This window comes from Cognatiyoonia koreensis, from assembly GCF_900109295.1.
In the GTDB taxonomy this organism is placed as follows: Bacteria; Pseudomonadota; Alphaproteobacteria; order Rhodobacterales; family Rhodobacteraceae; genus Cognatiyoonia; species Cognatiyoonia koreensis.
In genome coordinates this window covers 1077929-1098503 of the sequence record NZ_FOIZ01000002.1, presented here as the reverse complement: position 1 = coordinate 1098503, position 20575 = coordinate 1077929, and the positions used below count along the sequence as shown (strand labels likewise).

The window sequence follows — 20575 nt, the reverse complement described above, 5'->3', positions numbered from 1 at the left end:
TCCGCAGCCTCCGAGCAATGGACGTCAGACGCTGGCGGTTGCTGGGTCTGTCTGTTTGCGCGCGTCCGGGCGCAGCATGATCAGCGCGATCCCTGTGGTCATCAGTTCGATCGCCAGCAGGATACCTGGCACCGTGACGGCTGCCGTGAACAGGTTGAAGGCAATCATGACCGCGAGCGCGACAGAAACGATGCCTGAAATCGCCAGCATCCAGATCGAGTATGTTCTGAACCGCTTGCCAGCAAGGTAAAGCTGCATAATGCCCGACGCAAAAAACGCTGCGCCAAGCACAATGGTCAGCGACACCATGCCGCCAAACGGATTGATCAGGAACGACAAGCCGAGCAGAACGCCCAACACTCCGAATGCGCCGTTCCACAGCCGATCTTCGGACTCGCGGAAAGCTTCGACGATATGAAGCACCCCCGCCAGAATGAATGACCAGCCTACGATCAACGTTGCCGTCAACGACGCCAATTGCGGCAGCAGAAATGCCAGCAGCCCGCCCAGCATAAGGACGATTCCAGAAACGATATGTAAGATGCGACCATGCATGATCCGTCTCCTTTCGTGTGAATAGTTCACGAAAGAAACCAACGAACTGCCGGTTTTGTTGCATCTGTTTCACATCAGTTCCCGCACATCCGTCAGTTTACCGGTGATTGCGGCGGCAGCCGCCATTTGTGGCGACATCAGATGCGTGCGCCCGCCACGGCCCTGACGGCCTTCGAAGTTGCGGTTGGACGTTGCCGCGCAGCGCTCGCCCGGTGCCAGCTGGTCGGGGTTCATCGCAAGACACATGGAACAGCCTGCAAGGCGCCATTCGAAACCGGCGTCGATAAAGATTTGTGCCAGTCCTTCTTCTTCGGCCTGTGCGCGCACAAGCCCCGATCCCGGAACGACCATCGCACGCAGACCGTCCTTCTTTTTCTTGCCTTTCAGAATGGCCGCAGCAGCGCGCAGGTCTTCGATGCGCCCGTTTGTGCAGGACCCGATAAAGACCGTATCAATCTCGATCTCGTTCAATGGCGTGCCGGGTTTCAGACCCATATAGTCGAGCGAACGTTGCGCCGCACCGACCTTGCCACCCTGAAAATCGCTCGCGGCGGGGACATGGGCGGTGATTGGCAACACGTCTTCAGGCGATGTGCCCCACGTGACGACAGGGGCGATGTCATCGCCCTTGATCGTAATGACCTTGTCCCAATGTGCGTCGTCATCGGAATAAAGCGTGCGCCAGTAGGCTTCGGCAGCTTCCCAAGCGGCCCCTTTCGGGGCGTGCGGGCGGCCTTTGCAGTATTCAAACGTCTTTTCGTCCGGCGCGATAAGTCCTGCGCGTGCGCCGCCTTCGATTGCCATGTTGCAGACGGTCATGCGCCCTTCCATGGACAGATCGCGGATCGCTTCGCCACAGTATTCGATCACATAGCCTGTGCCGCCGGCAGTGCCGGTTTCGCCAATCACGGACAGGGTGATGTCCTTGGCCGTCACGCCGGGGCGCAGTTTGCCGGTGATTTCGACCTTCATGTTCTTGGATTTCTTCTGGATCAACGTTTGCGTGGCCAGAACATGCTCCACTTCGGATGTGCCAATGCCATGGGCAAGCGCCCCGAAAGCACCGTGGGTCGCGGTATGGCTGTCGCCGCAAACGACCGTCATGCCCGGCAGCGTCCAGCCCTGTTCAGGGCCGACGATATGGACGATTCCCTGACGCACGTCAGAGACGGGGTAATAATGGATACCGAAGTCTTTTGCGTTCTTATCGAGCGCTTCAACCTGAACGCGGCTGTCTTCAGTCATGGTTGCCGCATTTGCGCGATCCAGCGTCGTGGGGACGTTGTGATCGGGAACAGCGATCGTCTTGTCGGGGGCCCGGACAGACCGGCCAGCCATGCGCAGCCCTTCAAAGGCCTGCGGGCTTGTCACTTCGTGAACAAGATGGCGGTCAATATAAAGCAGGCAGGTGCCGTCTTTTGCCTCGTGCGCGACGTGGTCATCCCAGATTTTATCATAGAGCGTTTTGGGGGACATGGTCCTCTCCCGTTGGTTATGTGCGTTTCAAGCGTGGGGAATGGCAGGCCCTTTTCGGGGCCGGACGATCATAGGTGGGCGAGAATGGTGCAATCGGCACCATAAAAGCGCCAAGGCAGGCGCGCGCGGTCATCCATGTCGAAAATCGGTGTCATGGCATCCAGATATACCCACTCCATGAGTCCCGCAAGAGTGATCGACTAGCCGATCCCCTGCGTATGAAGGCTAAATGGAGCATTTTGATGAAATCCTTTGTCCTGATTGCCGCCCTCGCGCTGGCCTGTCCCGCCGTGGCTGAGACCTACGGCAAATACGAAACCCCGCAATACAGCGTATTGGAACAGGACGGTTCGTTCGAAATCCGCCAGTATGAGCCCGCCTTGATGGCCGAAGTGACGGTGCGGTCGAGCCAATCCGGTGCCTTGCGGCAGGGATTTCAGATCCTTGCCGGATACATCTTTGGCGGCAACACCAGTGCGGCGAATGTCGCGATGACATCGCCCGTTGCGCAAGCGCCAGCCGAAAACATCGCAATGACCTCTCCTGTGACGCAGACGGGCGGTGACGGGCTTTGGACTGTGCAATTCATGATGCCATCGCAATACACGATGGACACGTTGCCCGAACCAAAAAACGACGCGATCCGCTTTGTCATGTCGCATCCAGGCAGGCAGGTCGCCGTGCGGTTCAGCGGCTGGGCCGGGTCTGGTCGACTGGTCGCGAAAGAGGCAGAATTGCGGGCCTATGCCGCCCGTGAAGGGCTGAACATCACGGGACCAGCACAATATTTGATCTACGATGATCCCCTGACCTTGCCATGGCAGCGGCGCAATGAGGTGGCCCTGCCGATTGAGTAACTGCAGTTTGTTGCCCAGTCGCGTTGTTCAGCGTGGGTGCCGGCATCAGACAGTCGCAGACGCCGTAACGACGAACAGCATGTGCAGAAACGAAATCCCCACGACCATGAGACATCCGACCACTCCGTAGAGCCAGTGCAGCTGGTTGAAACGTATGCGCCAGTAAATGATCAGACCGGGGATCAGGAACGTTGGCACGACGATTGCCGCCCAGATATAGATTCCGGAAAAAATGAAGTATTTGTGGACGCCCAACGTGGTGAACAGAATGACAAAACTAACCGCACAATAAAGGATTGCGATCCAAATCGGGTTCATGCGGGTCATCTTTGTCGGTTCCTTCGTAAGAGGTGGCTTTTCTTGTCCCTCACTCTTATCCGAACTGCGGAACCAGACCAGTGCTTGAACGTTGCCAGCGCCCATGCAAAACTTTGAAAAAGCAGGTAAAGGGCACCAATGTCGCGACACGTCAGCACGACCGGACCAGATGATGTGATTGCAGGCCAAGGTCCTGAGGCCACGCCACCAGACGGTATGCCACCGTCGCCCGACGTTGCGTTGGAACAGGTTGTCGTTGTCGGCCAGTCCCTGATTTCACAGGCCGAAGTCTTTCTGCTGAGCCTGTTTCGCACGTGGAACCTGTATCAGGTCCTGATCGCTATCGCCGTCCTTGTCGTCGCGCAGTTGCTGCGCGCTGTGCTGGGCCCACGCATCCGTGCATGGATGGGTAGCCGCGAGAATTGGCCGAAATGGCGAATGCGCGTACTGGTCGTCGTCCACCAGCGATTGCGCGCCATCTTCTTTGTGCTGCTGATCTGGCTTGTCATTTTCGCAATGCGCGAAATCACCTGGCCCAGTCGCAGTTACCTACTGAGCGTGATCGGCACACTGGCACTTGCGTGGCTTATCGTCGTTTTCGTCACCCGCCTGATCAAAAGTAACTTTCTGCGTAAATTCGTGCGTTACGGCGCCTGGATTTACGTCACACTTTATATCCTTGGCCTTGTAAGCGAGGCCGAACAGCTGCTGGACAGCCTTGGCTTTTCCATCGGTGAATTCCGGATTTCGATGCTGTTGGTGGTACAGGGCATTGTCATCCTTGGCGCATTGGTGACCGCTGCGCGATTCATCACCACGACGACCGCTGCCCGGATCCGCACGAACGAGGATATCAGCCCGTCGATGCAGGTGCTGATCGTCAAGATCATGCAGATCGCCTTTTATGCGGCGGCGTTTTTCATCGGCGTACGGGCCATCGGCATCGATTTGACGGGCCTTGCTGTGCTGTCCGGTGCGATCGGTGTCGGCCTTGGTTTTGGTCTGCAAAAGGTTGTGTCGAACCTTGTGTCCGGCGTCATCATCCTGCTGGACAAGTCGATCAAACCTGGGGACGTTATCAGCCTCGGCGATACCTTCGGCTGGATCAATTCGCTTGGCGCGCGTTACGTGTCGGTCGTTACCCGCGACGGCAAGGAATATCTGATTCCGAACGAAGACCTGATCACCGGTCAGGTGGTCAACTGGTCCCATTCCAACGATTTCGTGCGGCTTGATATCTATTTCGGCACGGCCTATCACGACAACCCCCACGACGTGCGCAAGATCGCGATCGAGGCTGCCCAAAGCGTTGACCGGGTGCTCAGTTTCCGCCCTACTGTCTGTCACATCGTCGGGTTTGGCGACAGTTCCGTCGACTACATCCTGCGCTTTTGGATCAAGGACCCGACAGGTGGCCTGACCAACATCCGCGGCAACGTGTATCTGGCGCTGTGGGATGCGTTCAAGGAACACGACATCTCGATTCCGTTCCCGCAGCGCGAAGTGACAATGCTCGAAGGATCGCAGATCAGGCATGGGGCGCTGGACTGATCCAATCCCTGCCTGACGGCTGCGGGCTGCCACACTCTCGCCCTTTCCTGCCCATCGAAGTGCCCGATTTCCATGTATTGCTGGGCGGATTACGCGTTCGTTTACAGGCATTCAAGGACAGGACATGACTTATAGTGGTTTGATCAACGATCCCCAATCCGGGCTTTCCCCGCGCGGGCCATTCCCCCTTCGCCTTGCCGTTTTCACCCTGATCGCTGCCGGTTTGGGCTGGGCGTTCAGTGAATATATGCCGCAGATTAAAGATATGACCGGGCGCGCGGGCCTTGGCCTTGGTCTGGTGATCGCGCTGGTTCTTCTCACCACACATGTATCCTATGAACGTGGGCAGCGCATGTTCGCTGCTGTGTTGTTTGCCGCTGCATTTGTCATCGGAATGTGGGGCCTTTGGATTCAGGCCCGGTTTGACGGGCTGCCGACAGTCGCGCAACTACAGGCCGCTTTCGCGGATACATCCTACAGCGTGCAATCCTTCGGCAAAACGTTCGATCTGCGCGGCTATATGTTCGAATTCTGGGTGGGTTTGACGGCCCTTTTTGCAGCAGTTCCGCTGCTGGCATCCTTGTCCAAACAAAAGGCCGCGCGCGTTCCACACAATCCGTTCGACATCCATCCCGACTTTGCCGATCCGATGGCAAAGCATCTTTTTCTGCAACCGCTGTTGAGCTTTGGAATCGCGGCTGGCGCGGTCTACGCATACCCTTATTTGGTCGCCTACGAATTGCCGCTGCAGATCGCGCTGTTCCCGCCACTTGCGGCAGGGCTGCTGTACACCAAGCTGCACATGCGCCTTGCCAAAGCCCTGATCGTATCAATCGTTGGCGGCATTGCCGGCGCTGCCGGATTCTGGTTGCCGTGGCATTACATGACCTTCGGACAAGAGGCGACGCTGGCATTCGTGCAATCCGCACCACAGCAGATGCTGGCCGAAGTGCAGACCATGGCCGAAGGGTACGGGTATGTCAGTACCGCCCTTGGCAATACGACAGACTACACACCATGGACGTTTGAAATCTGGGCCGGATTGACGGCGGCTTATCTGTTGCTGCCTTTGGTGGTCACACTGCTGCGCCGACTTGCACCTGTGCTGCGGATCGCCTGAGGCGTCTGGAACCGGCCAATTCGCCGGATACGGAAGTGCCGGTTTCCGCCTGATCGCTGGACGAACACCGCGTCACAGGCTGTCACCCGTTGAGATTGCGCAAATCCGTGTTATTGTAGGGTATGCCTTGTTCCGGGGCGATACACCGGAGCTCAACATTGGAGGACAATGAACTGTCTTTATCCACCTCGGCCGCACATGCGGCCAAGCGCGGGCCGGACATGACACAGGCCACGCAAACCGCCACCAGCGACGCCCTGCTCGCTGCTATCCTGAAATCACTGGACGACGACAAGGCCGAAGACGTGGTCAGCTTTGACCTGCGCGGCAAGTCCGAGATCGGCGACCATATGGTCATCGCTTCCGGCCGTTCGACCCGCCAGGTCAGCGCGATGGCCGAGAAACTGGTCGATCGCATGAAGCAGGCCTATGGCATCATCTCCAAGGTCGAAGGCAAGGACATCGGCGACTGGGTTCTGATCGATACCGGTGACGTCATCGTTCATATCTTCCGTCCCGAAGTGCGCGAGTTCTATCAGCTCGAGAAGATGTGGCAGCCTGCATCCGAGGTCGCTAAGGCGACCTGATGCGCGTCACCGTCTGTGCGGTCGGTCGGCTGCAAGCCCGATCGGAAGAACGTGCCCTGACCGATGACTATATGAACCGGTTCTGCCGCGCCGGTCGCCCGCTGGGCTGGGGCCCTTTCATCGAACACGAAGTCGAAGACAAGAAGGGCGGCGGTATGGCTGCCGAGGCCGAACTGTTGCGCAAGGCAATCCCAAAGGGCGATTTGCTTGTGACGCTGGATGAACGTGGCAAGCTGCTGACGTCACCGGATTTCGCGCGGAAACTGAGCGACTGGGGCGATCAGGGCCGCGATGTGACCTTTCTTATCGGTGGCGCTGACGGCATTGATCCTGCTTTACGGGCGGAGGCGGATTTTTCCGTGAGCTTTGGAAAGATGGTTTGGCCGCACAAGCTGGTGCGGGTGATGCTGTCCGAACAGCTGTACCGGGCCGCGTCGATCCTGTCGGGCGCGCCCTATCATCGGGTGTAGACCCTTCGGGGAAAGTTTGATTGGACAAAGAAAGACAGGCCGGGGTGTTTCGTGTCTGACGCAGGTGCGCTAAGCAGGCGGCAGACATTCGATGGAGCGGGCGCATGGCACAAAAACCGGTTGTTTTATGTATTCTGGATGGCTGGGGTATTGGCCCAACGACAGAGGGTAATGCCCCCGCACTTGCCAACACGCCGCATTTCGATCGGATCATGGCAGAATGCCCAAGCGCACAGTTGGTGACCCATGGCAAGGATGCTGGTCTGCCGACAGGGCAGATGGGCAATTCGGAAGTGGGACATACCAATATCGGTGCTGGGCGGGTCGTCGCCATGGACCTTGGCCAGATCGACCTTGCGATTGAAGACGGATCTTTTGCGCAGGCAGAGGCCCTTGTGCAGTTTGCTGCAAAGCTCAAGCAGACCGGTGGCTGGGCGCATCTGATGGGTGTCGTTTCTGCCGGGGGTGTGCATGGTCATTACCATCACATTGCCGCCGTGGCCCATCTTTTGAACATGCAAGGCATCACCGTCGTCGTCCATGCCTTGACCGACGGGCGTGACGTAGCCCCGCAATCTGCCCATGATTACATGGCCAAGCTGATCCAGATGCTGCCGGAAGGTGTAAAAATTGCCACCGTCACGGGCCGCTATTTTGCCATGGATCGCGATAACCGTTGGGACCGGGTACAAACCGCCTTCAATGCGATCGTCCATGGCGAAGGCGACAAGGCGGAGAACCCAAAAGCCGCTATAGAACAGGCCTACGCAGCGGGCAAGACCGATGAGTTTATCTCCGCCACGGTCATCGCGAATTACGACGGACTGCGCGAAGAGGACGGGCTGTTCTGTCTTAACTTCCGCTCTGACCGTGCCCGCGAAATTCTCGAAGCCATCGCCAATCCTGAGTTCGAGGGTTTTCCGCGCGAGATGCCACAGTTGGCCGCAAGACTTGGCATGGTTGAATACTCCGACCGTCACACAGCGTGGTATCCGGCCGTTTTCCCCAAGCGCGAGATCAAGAACACACTGGGTGCCTGGGTCGCCAAGAAGGGTCTGCGCCAGTTCCGCCTTGCCGAAACCGAGAAATATCCGCACGTCACATTTTTTCTGAACGGCGGTGTCGAGACACCTGAAAAGGGCGAAGATCGCCATATGCCACCATCACCGAAAGTCGCAACCTATGACATGCAACCAGAGATGTCCGCAGCCGAGGTGACCGAAGCTTTTGTCAAGGCAATCAAGGACGGCTATGACTTGATCGTCACGAATTATGCTAACCCCGATATGGTTGGCCATACCGGCGATCTGGAAGCGGCGAAAAAAGCCTGCGAAGCCGTCGATCACGGCTTGGGCGAGGTTCTGGCAGCGCTGGACTCTGTTGGTGGTGCGATGATTGTCACGGCCGATCACGGCAACTGCGAGACAATGATCGACCCTGAAACCGGCGGCCCCCATACTGCTCATACACTGAACCCCGTGCCTGTTGTATTGGTCGGTGGCCCGCAGCGTGCAAAATTGCATGACGGTCGCCTTGCCGATCTCGCCCCGACCATCCTTCAGTTGATGGGCCTTGAAAAGCCGGAAGAAATGACCGGCGAAAGCTTGATCGACTGATGCTGCGCCTTGCGGCCTGCCTTTTTTGCCTGGCCACCCCGACGTCTGCACAGGACAGCGCCGGTGCCGCGGCGCAGGCCGCTGCCGACCGGCTGGAAGCTGCATCCGTGCAGTTGTCGAAAGCCGGCGGCGCACGTGACCGAGTGCGGGCACTGACCGCGACCGTGCGCGCCTACGAGGACGGGTTGGCCGCGATGCGCGACGGGTTGCGCCGCGCGGCCATCCGGGAACAGACCCTCAGGGCAACGCTGGATGCGAAGAGCACCGAGGTTGGGCAACTGCTGGGCGTCTTGCAGGCGACCGGTCAAACATCCGGCCCGTTGTCCTTGCTACACCCCAATGGAGCCCTTGGCACCGCACGTGCCGGGATGATCGCGGCGGATGTCACACCTGCACTGCAAGCCGAGGTCAACACGCTGCGTGCGCAATTGGAAGAGGTCGCCTTGCTGCGCAGCCTGCAGGAGAGCGCTGCTGAAACGCTGGAACAGGGACTGGCTGGCGCGCAAGAGGCCCGATCCGCCTTGAGCGAAGCGATTTCGGATCGCACGGATCTACCCCGACGCTTTACCGATGATCCCATTCAGACCGCGTTGCTGATCGCCAGCACTGAAACGCTGGATGGCTTTGCAAGCGGTCTGACAGACGCGTTCCTGAACCAACCGGGCGGGACAGATGCACGCGCAGCGAAGGGATCGTTGGCCCTGCCTGTGCAAGGGCAAGTGCTGCGCGGTTTCAATGCGGCCGACGCAGCGGGCATCACGCGCCCGGGCGTCATCCTTGCCACACGACCAAGGGCGCTTGTCACAACCCCCGTTCCCGCGACTCTGCTGTTTCAGGGGCCATTGCTGGAGTACGGCAACGTCGTTATCGTCGAACCCGCGCCGGACGTCCTTTTTGTCTTTGGCGGGTTGGCAGAGGTTTATGGCACAGTTGGGCAGGTCCTTCCTGCGGACGCGCCAATTGGCCTGATGGGCGGGGAAGCGCCCAGCGTTAACGTGATTTTGACTGAAAATGATGCAACAACGCCAACTGCGGCGTCGGAGACCCTTTATCTTGAGGTCAGGGAAGGGCAAAGTCCCGTGGACCCAGCCACGTGGTTCGTGCTGGACTAGATAGGATTGAAGATGAAAAAGCTGATGATCGCCGCTGCGAGTGGCACGTTACTTGGTCTGGTCGGGACCACACAAATCGCTGGCCCCTTGCTTGCGCAGGAAGCCGAAGAGAATGTGAACGTCTACGAGCAGCTTGATCTTTTCGGGGACATTTTCGAGCGGATCCGGTCCGGCTATGTCGAAGAGGTCAACGAGAAAGAACTGATCGAGGCTGCGATCAACGGCATGCTGACGTCGCTTGACCCGCATTCCAGCTATCTGTCTGCCGAGGATGCCGCCGATATGCGCGTCCAGACACGCGGGGAATTCGGCGGGCTTGGACTTGAAGTCACGCAGGAAGAGGGTTGGGTGAAGGTCGTGTCACCCATTGATGGCACCCCAGCGGCAGCAGCTGGCATGGAAGCCGGTGATTTCATTACCGCAGTCGATGGCGAGGGTCTGCTGGGCCTGACCCTTGATGAAGCGCTTGAACTGCTGCGCGGGCCTGTCGGGTCGGAAGTCATCATCACCGTCGTGCGTGACGGGGAGGTCGAACCCTTCGATGTCTCTATTATCCGCGATACCATCAAACTTACCGCCGTGCGTACCCGCACGGAAGGCAAGGCCGTCGTGCTGCGTATCACCACATTTAACGCACAGACCTTCCCGAATCTGCAGGAAGGGCTGGCTGAACAGATCGCTGAAGCTGGCGGAATCGAAAATATCGACGGGATCGTCATCGACCTGCGAAATAACCCAGGTGGGCTTCTCAATCAGGCCGTTTACGTGTCCGATGCGTTTCTAGATGCCGGCGAGATCGTTTCGACCCGTGGCCGTGATCTCGCGGATAGCGACCGCTTCAATGCGACCGCGGGTGATCTGGCGCAGGGCAAGCCGATTGTCGTCTTGATCAACGGCGGTTCTGCCTCGGCATCAGAAATCGTTGCCGGTGCTTTGCAGGATCACCGCCGCGCGATTGTCGTAGGAACGAAATCCTTCGGCAAAGGCTCTGTCCAGACGGTCGTGCCGCTGCAGGGTGAAGGCGCGATGCGTATCACCACAGCCCGCTACTACACACCGTCGGGGCGCTCTATCCAAGCACTTGGTATCTCGCCCGACATCATCGTGGAACAGCCGCGTCGCGAACCCGATCCCGAGGATGCGGAAGAAGAGGCTTCACCACGGTTCCGGTCAGAAGCGGACCTGCGCGGATCACTGAACAATGACAGCTTGTCCGAAGATGAGATTCGCCAGATCGAGGAAGATCGCGCCCGTGCAGAAGCTGCCGCAGAACTGCGGGAAGAGGATTATCAGTTGGCCTATGCCATTGATATTCTGAAAGGTTTGAACGCTCTGGGTCCGCAGGAAGTATCGAACGGCCAGTAACCAATCATGGATCGGGGGCCATGTCCCCGGTCCATCGTTCCGCCAAAATTTGGCCCAGTTCTTGAGATAGGAATGCTGGGTACAACTTTGAGCGGACCTGAAATTGTCAGCCACTGATCGATCACGCGCGCGGCTTCATGATTTTCTAAGCCGAACCAAAGCTGCCCGAGACGGGCGGCTTGACGCTGATTCACCGCCATATGGTCGTCGCAACACCAAAAAGCAGCTGCCGCTCGCGCAGTCCGGGGGTCCTTTCAGCCCTGTGTATGAGTACCGGCTGCAGAACTTCCTGCTTTTCATGACGGTCGCATTCCTCGCAGGGGTCTTCGCGATCCTTTGCGGCAAGCTGTTCATGTTCCATATCGCAAGTGACATGGGGCTTACGGGGCCGAACCTCCAGACCAATGGATCAGTATTTGCCGGTTGTCTGATTTTTGTAATTTTTGCGCTGGTCTTACGATACCGATCATTAATCGAATACGGATCGGCAATGACAGGGTTCTTCGCGTTGCTGTTGTTGGAGCCATCGTTCGTTGCGTCTTTCCCCAACGCATGGGCGGGCTTCTTTTCAGACAGCTATGTACAGACCATCAAAACAGCCCACCCTGACACGACCCCATGGATGTGGAATATCGTGCGAGATTTCTACTTATTCGAATAGTCCCGCTTTAACGAACCCCAAGATTGGCTGCCCGCTGCAATCCATGCTATCGTCGACCGGCGCGTCAGGGCGCGACCGATCCGCGGGAAGGGCCAAGCCTATCTGACTTTTTGGAACGACGACCTATCGCTGACCTTCTTTCAGGTCCGAGGGCGCGGATACCGGACTTATGAAAGGAGGCTTTTATGCCCGTTCTTCCAGCACGCCCGTCGCTAGAGCATCTCAAGAAGCAAGCAAAGAGATTGCTAAGATCTGCGCGGGCGAATGATTTAGACGCACTCGCGCAGGTTGGGCCCTATTTCGGCGATCCATCGCAAATCTCGCTTCAGCAAGCCCAGCTTGTCATTGCGCGGGATCACGGGTTTTCCAGCTGGACCAAGCTGAAACACCATGTTGAAGCCGGTTCGCCGGATGCGTCCAAGACAGAGCAACGAGCCAACTACTTTCTTGATCTGGCGTGTCTGCACTACGGGCCTGACAACACCCGTGGTCCACAAAACTTCGCGGACGCAGCAGAGGTCTTGCGGATGTATCCCGAAATCGCACGGCATTCGGTGCATACGGCGGCGGCTGTTGGTGATGTAGAGGCGCTGCGCGAGATGGTGGCAGAAGATCCGCGTTCCGTGGATCGAAAGGGCGGCCCCTTTCAATGGACACCTTTGATGTACGCCGCCTATGCCCGCCTTCCCTACGTTTCGACCTATCCGGCTGGTCAGGTTCTGCTGGATGCCGGAGCTGACCCAAATGCCCATTACATGTGGGGCGGAACCTATCGGTTTTCTGTGTTGACCGGTATTTTCGGTGATGGAGAAGGTGGCAAGGCGCGTCTGCCAGAACATCCCGAGATGGTGCGCTTTGCGCGCGCCGTTTTGGACAAGGGTGCGAACCCGAACGACAGTCAGGGGGCCTATAACCGTTGCTTCAGTCCGGACAACACGCATCTTGAATTGATGCTGGAGTACGGGCTGAAGGACAGCGACCCATCGGATTGGTGGCTGACCGAGCCTGACCGCAATCCGGCGGATCATCGCACCATGCATTTCCAGCTGATTATCGCGTTGCGATGGGGATATGCCGACCGCGCGCGCCTGTTGATCGACCACGGAGTCGATATCAATTCACCTGATAACAATTATTATCCAACGTATACGGTCGGTTACACGCCCTATCAGGTGGCCTTGATGCGCGGGATGCCAGAGATTGCGGCGTTGATCAAAGCCAAGGGCGGTCGTGCTGACCCTCTTGACGGGCGGCAGGCCTTTCAGGCTTCCTGCATGCAAGGCGACTTCGAGACAGCCAGCCGCCTCGCCGTTGTTCATTTGGGGGCAGAGCCGGATACGGAACGGGAGCTTCTGCGGGAGGCAGCGGGGAACGGCAACCTTGCCGCCGTGCAGACGATGATCCGGCTGGGGTTCGAACTGAGCCGCGCTGGAACACGCACCCCCTTGCATGTGGCGGCCATCAACGGGCATGTCGAGGTCATTCGCGCCTTGATCGACGCAGGGGCCGACACGGCGATGCGCGATCCAGATTACAATACACCGCCATTTGTGCACGCGATGCACGGCCTTCAGGACGAAGCAGCGGCAATTCTGGTTGCAAGTCCGATGGATATATTTGCGGCCGCCGCGATGGGGCGCAAAGATCTTGTTGAATCCGCTTTGTCAGAGGACGCTACTCTCGTGCATGCGCGTTTCCGCTCTGTCCGTACCGGCCCGCAGGAACGCCACGAACGCGACTGGGCGACGCCGCTTTGGTTTGCAGCCGTGAACGGCAAGACAGAGGTCGTTCAGATGCTTCTTGACCGCGGTGCCGACCCGACGATTGCGGATGATGAAGGCCGCACCATTGTAGAATATGCCAAGGACGAAGGACATGGTGACATCGTTGCATTGCTGCAAGCAACGGCAACTTAGGTCACTTTGATCTTTGGCAAACTGGACAGATCAACCGACACGAGCGCGCCGCGTTGCTGCACGACCACCCGCGACAGGGCGCAGGCATAGCCGATGCAGTCGGTGATTGCTGCACCTGAAGCGTGGCCCGCGAATACACCCGCGTTGAAGCTATCGCCTGCTGCGGTCGTATCGACGATCTTTTTGACTGGGGTTACGGTCACTTCACCGCTTTCGTCCCCTTTGACGTAGCGCACTGGTGCCGCACCGTTTTTAACGATGATTGTGGTCGCACCCGCCTTGCGATAGCGCGCCGCAGTCGCTTCAGGGCTGGCGTCATTGAACCATTCCGCCTCATCTTCGAATGAGGGGAGCGCGATGTCGCTGACAGCTGCACCTTGCATGATCGTTTGGGTCATCTCGCTGTCCGATGTCCAAAGCCTTGGGCGCAAATTGGGATCGAATGCGATTGATTTCCCGCCCGCCCGTGCTTCGCGAAGCGCAGCGAGAAGGGTTGCGCGGCTGTCAGGCGAAAGGATCGCCAAGGTGATGCCCGAAAAATAGATGAGATCGGTGTTGTCCATCGCATCAGCCAGCAAAGCCGGATCATCAGCTAACGTCCTAGCTGCGGACTGTCCGCGCCAATATGAAAAGCTGCGCTCTCCCTGATCGAGAGAAATCAGATACAAGCCAACGGTCTTATTGGGCGAAACCTGTACAAACCGATCGCCGATGCCACTCTCGCGCATGAACGCGCGCATCTTTTCCGAAATCGCGTCATCACCTACGGCTGTCAGATAAGACACCTGCACATCCGGCGCACATCGGGCGAGATACCATGCCGTGTTGAACGTATCGCCCGCAAAACCCAAGCGGAAATCGCTGGCTTTGTCGGTTGGGGCCAGTTCGGCCATGCATTCGCCAATCGCCAGAACACGCATGATCATGGACCTTTTAAGAAAACAGCATACCGCCGTTGATATCGATATTCGTGCCGGTCATGAATGCGCTGTCATCGCAGGCAAGGAACAACACGAGGTTTGCGGCATCGTCTACATGACCCTGACGCTTGAGCGGCGCGTTTGCTTCGAACCCGCGACGACCGGCATCCGGCGTGTGGATGTTGTGAAAATCGGTGTCGATCATTCCTGGACACAGCGCATTGACGCGGATGTCGGGGCCAAGTTCCTTGGCCAGCCCGCGCGTCATGGCCATCACAGCACCTTTGGCCGTCGCATAGGCCACGGCACCCGGGCCACCCCCGTCGCGCCCCGCCTGAGAGGCGATATTCACGATTGCTCCGCTCTTCAAATGGGCGAGACAGGCCTTGGTCATCATGAAGGTCGACGTCACATTCAGCGTTATGACCGCTTCCCAATGGGCAAGCTCCATCTCGGCAATGGTCTTGCGCGCGATCAGCCCGCCAGCGTTATTGACGAGCACATCAACACCACCAAAGGCGTCGACCGTGGCCCCGACCAACGCGTTCACACCGTCTTGCGTGTTCAGATCGGCCTGCACGGCGATTGCCTTGCCGCCTGCCCCTTCGATCTTGGCGACAACCGCATCAGCACCCTTTGAGCTTTCAAAATAGCTAATCGCAATATTTGCACCTTCGGATGCAAGTTTCGTGGCCACAGCGGCTCCGATATCGCGTCCACCACCTGTGACGATGGCCGTTTTTCCGGCGAGTTTCATGGTCGTCCTTCCTGTTGTTCGGCTCGTACAATGCGGTCTTGGGCTAGCGCTTCAACTTCATGAAGTAGTCGAAGACTTCGGGCACGTTGCCGCTTCCCATGCCCGCGTCGGCAGCGGCCTGAAGGGCATGCGATGCCCCCTCGGCGATCGGTGCCTGCGTGCCCATGTCTTCGACCATCTGTAGAAAATAGCGCAAATCCTTGTTGGCATTGTCGATCGAAAAGCCAAGATCGCTGACACCGTCGACGGCGTATTTCTTGCAAAATCCCATGAAAGGCGAATTTGACGGGCCCGCAGACATAATGTCAAAAAGCTGTGCGCGATCCACACCGGCGCGATCGGCGACGGCGAATGCCTGGCTCATCGCGCAGACGGTGGTCATGCCCATGTAGTTGTTGATCAGCTTCGTGACATGTCCAGCCCCAAGTGCTCCAAGGTAGAATACGTTCTCACCCTGTTCGTCGAGCACTGGTTTCACCCTATCAAAGGTTTCCTTGTCGCCAGCCGCCATGATGTTCAGCAAACCGTCCTTTGCGTGTGCCGGGGTGCGGCCAAGCGGCGCGTCGAGCATGCCCGCACCTTTGGCAGCAAGGTCCGCACCGATTTTGCGGGTGGATGCAGGGATGGACGTCCCGAAGTCGATCAGCACAGCACCTTCCTTGATACCTGCCAGAATACCGTCGTCGCCATAGACGAGCGATTCAACAACGTCAGAGGTCGTGACGCAAAGCATGATGATATCGCTGGCTTCGGCCAGTTCCTTGGGTGTCGATACCTCGCGCGCATTGCCGCGATCCACGACGGCGGCGACGGCATCTTTCTTACGGCCCATTACGACCAGTTCGAAACCTCTCTTTTGAAGGTTCTCGACCATATTGCCGCCCATTAGGCCGAGGCCGATGAAACCGATCACAGGTTTGGTCATGGCGCGTTCTCCGATGCGTTTCTGGTGTCCAATGGATCAAAGGAAGTCATCGCGGCGCGGCGTAAAGACATCCAAAAGCGTACCGGCCTCAAGGCAGGTCGCGCCGTGTTCGATATTGGGTTGTTTATAGAGCGAGTCACCTGCGCCGACGATGTAGGTTTCATCGCCGATCGTGAATTCGAACCTGCCCGACATGACGTAGGTGATCTGCTCGTGCGGATGGTGATGCAGCGGCGCGGTGACGCCCTTGTCGAAATGAACCTCGACCACCATCAAATTGTCGTTGTGTGCGCCCACCTTGCGGCTAAGCCCCGCGTCCACCGCGACACGCTCGCTTTCGTCTTCTGGAAAATAATTCTTAACGGTCATCTGTGTCTCCACGCGTCTCTCAGGTGTTTGCCAGTTTCTTCATCACAACCTTGAAGGTCTGCTCGTCCGGGTCCGTGAAATAGAGATCAGCGTCATAACCCTGATCATCCATGAAGTTGAAAATCCGTTTCGGCTCATCGAGCTTGTAGGGCACCAGAAGCGTTGCGATCCGGTGGCGCGTCGCCTTCGGAAAGGTCGCGGACAAGTAGGTGCTGACTGGCAATCCTTCGTATTCCGCAGGATCGACATCGGGAAATCCGGTTTCCTGACGAATTTCAGGTTTGCCCGCTTCGGACCAGACAAACTGGCCATAGAAACCAGCGCGTTCGCCCGTGTTGCGGAAGGATGACTTGCCTAGATCGAATGTATTGTTGGCATGCAGCAGCCAGTCGACAGTCACGGGGGTCGCTGCATCGACCTTATCGACAATCACGAAATACGAGTTGCGAACGAAATAGATCTCCCGCTCGGCACGCGTCACTTCTGGCGACAGGCTTTGATAGGCAGCCGTTGCATCGCCGCAGATATAGACGTGATCCTCGCGCTCTTCTGCCGCGATGATCCGGCCCGAAGCGGCCAGCGCCTTTGCCTTGTCCTTTTCTGCGTATTGGCCCTTACCATTGATCAGGATTGCGTTTTTCGAGCGGGTCTGCCGCCGCCACTCGCGATGCATGGAGGAATTGAAAGCGACGTAGTGGCCGGACTGGATTGCCAGATCTTCGCCATAAGCCGACAGGCAAAATGCGTTCTGGTCGCCGTGGCTGTGGCTGATCGAGCCATAGGGGGACGATTTGAAAACGAACTGGATATGTTCGTCTGGATCGGCCATCGCATGCTGGATGCCGACCCAGCCCACGCCTTTGAAGTGACGCATGCCCCCGGGGGGCTCCGTCGCCTCTACGGTGGGCCAGTCGGTCCGGAACGCCAATTCATCGAACCGCGTGTCCCACCAGCCCCAGTTGTAGAAATCGCCTTCCGTACCGGGGTTCAGCCGGTGGTTTTCGTCGCAATACCACTGGTACGCACCATTCCCGGTGACGCCACCAAACTGCCGCAGATTCATGCCGATCTTGATACAGGTGAGGTCACCCATGGTGCTATCGTCACCGAAGGTCGCGCGTCGTGTATCCGGTGCCTTGGTGAAAAGTGGGAAATCAGCGGTGTTCTGAAAGAACGGCCGTTCGTAAATACTGAGTCCCGTGTAGGACTTGAGCCAGTTCGCAGCGTCGAGCAGATAGGAGATGCCCGTCATCCAGTAGTGCGGTCCCTCTGCCCAACCGCCCTGCGCGTCGCCCCAGGGCGAATAAACCGTGTAGAGAAATTCGATCGAATAGTGCAGCCAGTCCTCTGCAGCACCCGTTTCGTCATCGCGCAGGAGGGCGATGCAGGCCGGGATGATACAGGACGACACGGACCGCACTGCGTGGCTGTCATAGGGAAAGAGATGGATTTTCGCGTTCAGGATCGCGTGTTCGGCGATGTCACGGGTCCGTTCCAAAAGCGCCGCGCGGACGGTTGCGCGTTCGTCCTCTGACAAATCATCGTAAAGCCAGTCATACCCCCAAGCCAGCGCGTTGCAGACGCGGTAGGCCCATTCGTCGGTATAGGCACGGCTGGTGACGCCCATGGGGTCCCAGCTTGCCGCCTCCAGCAACCACTCTTTCGCGCGGGCGGTCATCTCGGCGTTGTCTGTGACTTTGCCGCCGATGGCGAGGTGACGGATGGCATACCACAGCTCTTGCAGGTCGATGTAGGTTTGCCGCCAGATAGGGGCTGTACGCTTGTTGTCCGGGTAGCCTACGGGTTCGCGCATGACCTCGCGGTCCATCCACGGCAGGACCGACTTCTCGTAAAATGTGGACCATGTGCAGTGATCGGGGTCCGCGTTGATTGCCTTTTTGAAGTCTTTCACCCGGTCCGCTGTCATCCAAAGGCGCGGATGACCTGACGCGACACGAGCGAGCCGCGCTTGGCGCGATGGGAGCGGCGTCTCGGCAAGACCGTCTGCAAGGGTAAAGCTGCGATTACTGCTCCACGCGCTGGTTGGCTTGCCCGCTTTGGGGTCCCATGTAGCATAGGACCAGTGATAGTCACCCGGTTCCAGAACAGTATCAGGCGTGAAGAAGTTCAGCGGCAGGTCTTCAAAAACCTGCGTTTTGTCATTGGGAAATTTCGCGTCGTTCGAAACGCGCAGCACATAGCGCGCATCGTCTTCGATCACGGGAATCCACATGAAGCGCGGCGGGTTCTCTGTCACATCGGTGTCTGCCGTTGGGCTGTACTGGATCGTCAGACGCCCCGCCTTGGGTTCATCGAGCAATGGAAGGGTCTTAGCCGACATCGTGGAGGGATCCCGTTCGAAATGAGAGAGTAAAAGGTTCGGGGCGGCACCTATCGCCGCCCCGAACGAGTGGAATATCAGCCGCCGTACTGACGGTCATACGCGGATTGCATAACCCCAAGCAGTTCCTGCAGGCCCATTTCGTCCAGCTGGGCAAGGTAGGCATCCCAGTCTTCCATGACGTCTCCATTGCCAAGGATCCAACCTTGCTGACGTTCCAGCATGTAGTCGCGGATAGAACCCCAGGTCCGGTCATAGACTTCCTGTTCTTCGGCCGTGAAGGCCACGCCAAGGAAATCGGGGATCAGATAGTCTCCCTGTTCGTAGAGGTCGATCCCGGCCAGCGCAAATTCGTTCGTCCACTGGATTTCATAGTTGTAGTCCTGGAAATAGCCACGGCCCTGAAGTTGGGCACCGACCTGATAAAGAGACCGGTTAACCGGGCCCTGATCCAGGAATTCCTGCGTGAAGATCGGCTTACCGTCGATCATCTCGTAGTGCATTCCTTCGACGCCGAAGTTTGCCAAACGGCGGCCTTCCTCGGTGAACCAGAAGTCAAAGTACTTGATTGTCTCGACAGGGTTTTCGTTGGTGTGGCCAATCGCCCAGCCGTCCGGCTTTACAAGGATACGACGGTGTTCTTCGATCTGGTTGCCACCCACGGAGGCAGGCGGAACCATTGCTTCGAACTTGAATCCGTCGATTTCAGAAGACAGGCTGTTATAACCACCAGTGGACGCGAACCAGTCGTGGGTCGCCCCGCCAAGGTTTTCGGACAGCAGAAAGTCCCGTGCAGACGAACCGCGCGTAAAGACTTCTGCATCAATCAGACCGTCAGCGTACCACCGGGCCAGATTGCTGATACCATCGCGATAGCCTTCGCCGATATAGCCGTGGCTGATCGTGCCGTCTTCAACAAGGAAGTCATGGTAGGTGTCCGATCCGTGCGCGCGACCGTCCCAGAGCGTGACAAGACGGATCAGCTCTGGCCACTGACGTGCAAAGAATGGCACTTCGTCAGCCTCGCCGTTACCGTTGGGGTCCTGTGTCTTGAATGCACGCAGAACAGCTTCGTATTCCTCAACCGTTGTCGGCACTTCCAGTCCAAGCGCATCGAGCCAGTCCGTGCGGATCCAGTAGGCACGGCCGTATTTGCCATCTGGCAGATAGGGCACGTAATACATCTGGCCGTCAGCTGCTTTGACGGCGGCGGCGATCTCAGGCCGTTCGGCGTAATAGGCCGCAATATTGGGTGCATGTTCCGCGATCAGATCGTTCAACGGCACAAAGGCACCCTCGGGTCCGTATTGGTTGACGAAATCCTTAATCCGGCTGGATCCGACGATGTCCGGAATTGCACCAGACGCAAGCATCAGGTTCAGCGCTTCTGTGTTACCAGTATTTTCGGAGTCTGTGCGCATATTCGCACCGACGGTCACGTCAACAAGATGGATACCGGTCATTTCGCGGGCGGCTTGCTCGACTGGCCAGTCTTCTTCGTAGATCGGATATGCGCGGTGGTTCATCTGGATCGTCAATTCCAGCGGTTCTTCTACGATACGCAGATGGCCGTCCGCGAATGCCGGAGTTGATATCGCACTCCCGACAAGCAGGGCCGCCGTTAGGCTAAGTTTACGCATTAGATTTCCTCCCATTTGC

At 57.9% G+C, this 20575-nt stretch carries 19 protein-coding genes; 10 read left to right on the top strand and 9 right to left on the bottom strand.

Annotated elements, in window-relative coordinates; genetic code table 11:
- Positions 1-24: 24 nt before the first annotated feature.
- Entirely contained in the window at positions 25-555 is a 531-nt protein-coding gene (locus BMY44_RS16895) for an HdeD family acid-resistance protein (protein ID WP_089997056.1), read from the bottom strand.
- Between the two features lie 69 nt (positions 556-624).
- A complete protein-coding gene (gene leuC, locus BMY44_RS16890; RefSeq protein ID WP_089997055.1) occupies positions 625-2031 on the bottom strand; it encodes a 3-isopropylmalate dehydratase large subunit in 1407 nt (468 codons plus the stop codon).
- A gap of 242 nt (positions 2032-2273) precedes the next feature.
- Between leuC and BMY44_RS16880 the strand changes: the two genes are divergently transcribed.
- Positions 2274-2888, top strand: coding sequence for an SOUL family heme-binding protein (locus BMY44_RS16880; protein ID WP_089997054.1), 615 nt, complete (start codon positions 2274-2276; stop codon positions 2886-2888).
- 45 nt (positions 2889-2933) lie between these two features.
- On the opposite strand, the gene BMY44_RS16875 is transcribed toward BMY44_RS16880, so the two are convergent.
- Positions 2934-3215, bottom strand: coding sequence for a hypothetical protein (locus BMY44_RS16875; RefSeq protein WP_131801636.1), 282 nt, complete (start codon positions 3213-3215; stop codon positions 2934-2936).
- A 207-nt stretch (positions 3216-3422) separates the two neighbouring features.
- Between BMY44_RS16875 and BMY44_RS16870 the strand changes: the two genes are divergently transcribed.
- The 9 genes from BMY44_RS16870 (at position 3423) to BMY44_RS16830 (ending at position 13604) form a co-directional block, all read left to right on the top strand.
- Positions 3423-4757 (top strand): mechanosensitive ion channel family protein, encoded by a 1335-nt coding sequence (locus BMY44_RS16870; RefSeq protein WP_089997233.1) that lies wholly within the window; start codon positions 3423-3425, stop codon positions 4755-4757.
- A 124-nt stretch (positions 4758-4881) separates the two neighbouring features.
- Positions 4882-5877, top strand: coding sequence for a hypothetical protein (locus BMY44_RS16865; protein ID WP_089997052.1), 996 nt, complete (start codon positions 4882-4884; stop codon positions 5875-5877).
- Positions 5878-6098: 221 nt separating this feature from the next.
- Complete coding sequence (rsfS, locus tag BMY44_RS16860; protein ID WP_089997051.1) at positions 6099-6464, top strand: ribosome silencing factor; 366 nt, start codon at positions 6099-6101, stop codon at positions 6462-6464.
- Complete coding sequence (gene rlmH, locus BMY44_RS16855; protein ID WP_089997050.1) at positions 6464-6934, top strand: 23S rRNA (pseudouridine(1915)-N(3))-methyltransferase RlmH; 471 nt, start codon at positions 6464-6466, stop codon at positions 6932-6934. The genes rsfS and rlmH overlap by 1 nt, the downstream gene beginning before the upstream one ends.
- Positions 6935-7038: 104 nt before the next feature.
- Complete coding sequence (gene gpmI, locus BMY44_RS16850) at positions 7039-8550, top strand: 2,3-bisphosphoglycerate-independent phosphoglycerate mutase (RefSeq protein WP_089997049.1); 1512 nt, start codon at positions 7039-7041, stop codon at positions 8548-8550.
- Entirely contained in the window at positions 8550-9662 is a 1113-nt protein-coding gene (locus BMY44_RS16845) for a murein hydrolase activator EnvC family protein (protein WP_089997048.1), read from the top strand. The genes gpmI and BMY44_RS16845 overlap by 1 nt, the downstream gene beginning before the upstream one ends.
- 12 nt (positions 9663-9674) lie before the next feature.
- Complete coding sequence (locus BMY44_RS16840) at positions 9675-11027, top strand: S41 family peptidase (protein WP_089997047.1); 1353 nt, start codon at positions 9675-9677, stop codon at positions 11025-11027.
- Between the two features lie 103 nt (positions 11028-11130).
- The gene (locus BMY44_RS16835; RefSeq protein WP_089997046.1) at positions 11131-11688 is read left to right on the top strand and encodes a hypothetical protein; all 558 of its coding nucleotides are present in this window, start codon (positions 11131-11133) and stop codon (positions 11686-11688) included.
- Between the two features lie 185 nt (positions 11689-11873).
- Positions 11874-13604, top strand: coding sequence for an ankyrin repeat domain-containing protein (locus BMY44_RS16830; protein WP_089997045.1), 1731 nt, complete (start codon positions 11874-11876; stop codon positions 13602-13604).
- On the opposite strand, the gene BMY44_RS16825 is transcribed toward BMY44_RS16830, so the two are convergent.
- From BMY44_RS16825 to BMY44_RS16800, 6 genes are all read right to left on the bottom strand, one after another.
- Entirely contained in the window at positions 13601-14524 is a 924-nt protein-coding gene (locus BMY44_RS16825; RefSeq protein WP_207510575.1) for a sugar kinase, read from the bottom strand. The two genes, BMY44_RS16830 and BMY44_RS16825, sit on opposite strands and share 4 nt — an antisense overlap.
- 13 nt (positions 14525-14537) lie before the next feature.
- Positions 14538-15281 (bottom strand): SDR family NAD(P)-dependent oxidoreductase, encoded by a 744-nt coding sequence (locus BMY44_RS16820; RefSeq protein ID WP_089997043.1) that lies wholly within the window; start codon positions 15279-15281, stop codon positions 14538-14540.
- 43 nt (positions 15282-15324) lie between these two features.
- Complete coding sequence (locus BMY44_RS16815) at positions 15325-16206, bottom strand: NAD(P)-dependent oxidoreductase (protein WP_089997042.1); 882 nt, start codon at positions 16204-16206, stop codon at positions 15325-15327.
- Positions 16207-16242: 36 nt separating this feature from the next.
- Positions 16243-16575, bottom strand: a complete 333-nt coding sequence (locus BMY44_RS16810; protein WP_089997041.1) for a cupin domain-containing protein — start codon at positions 16573-16575, stop codon at positions 16243-16245.
- A 19-nt stretch (positions 16576-16594) separates the two neighbouring features.
- Positions 16595-18916, bottom strand: coding sequence for a DUF4962 domain-containing protein (locus tag BMY44_RS16805; RefSeq protein WP_089997040.1), 2322 nt, complete (start codon positions 18914-18916; stop codon positions 16595-16597).
- Between the two features lie 77 nt (positions 18917-18993).
- The gene (locus BMY44_RS16800) at positions 18994-20556 is read right to left on the bottom strand and encodes an extracellular solute-binding protein (protein WP_089997039.1); all 1563 of its coding nucleotides are present in this window, start codon (positions 20554-20556) and stop codon (positions 18994-18996) included.
- Between the last annotated feature and the right edge of the window lie 19 nt (positions 20557-20575).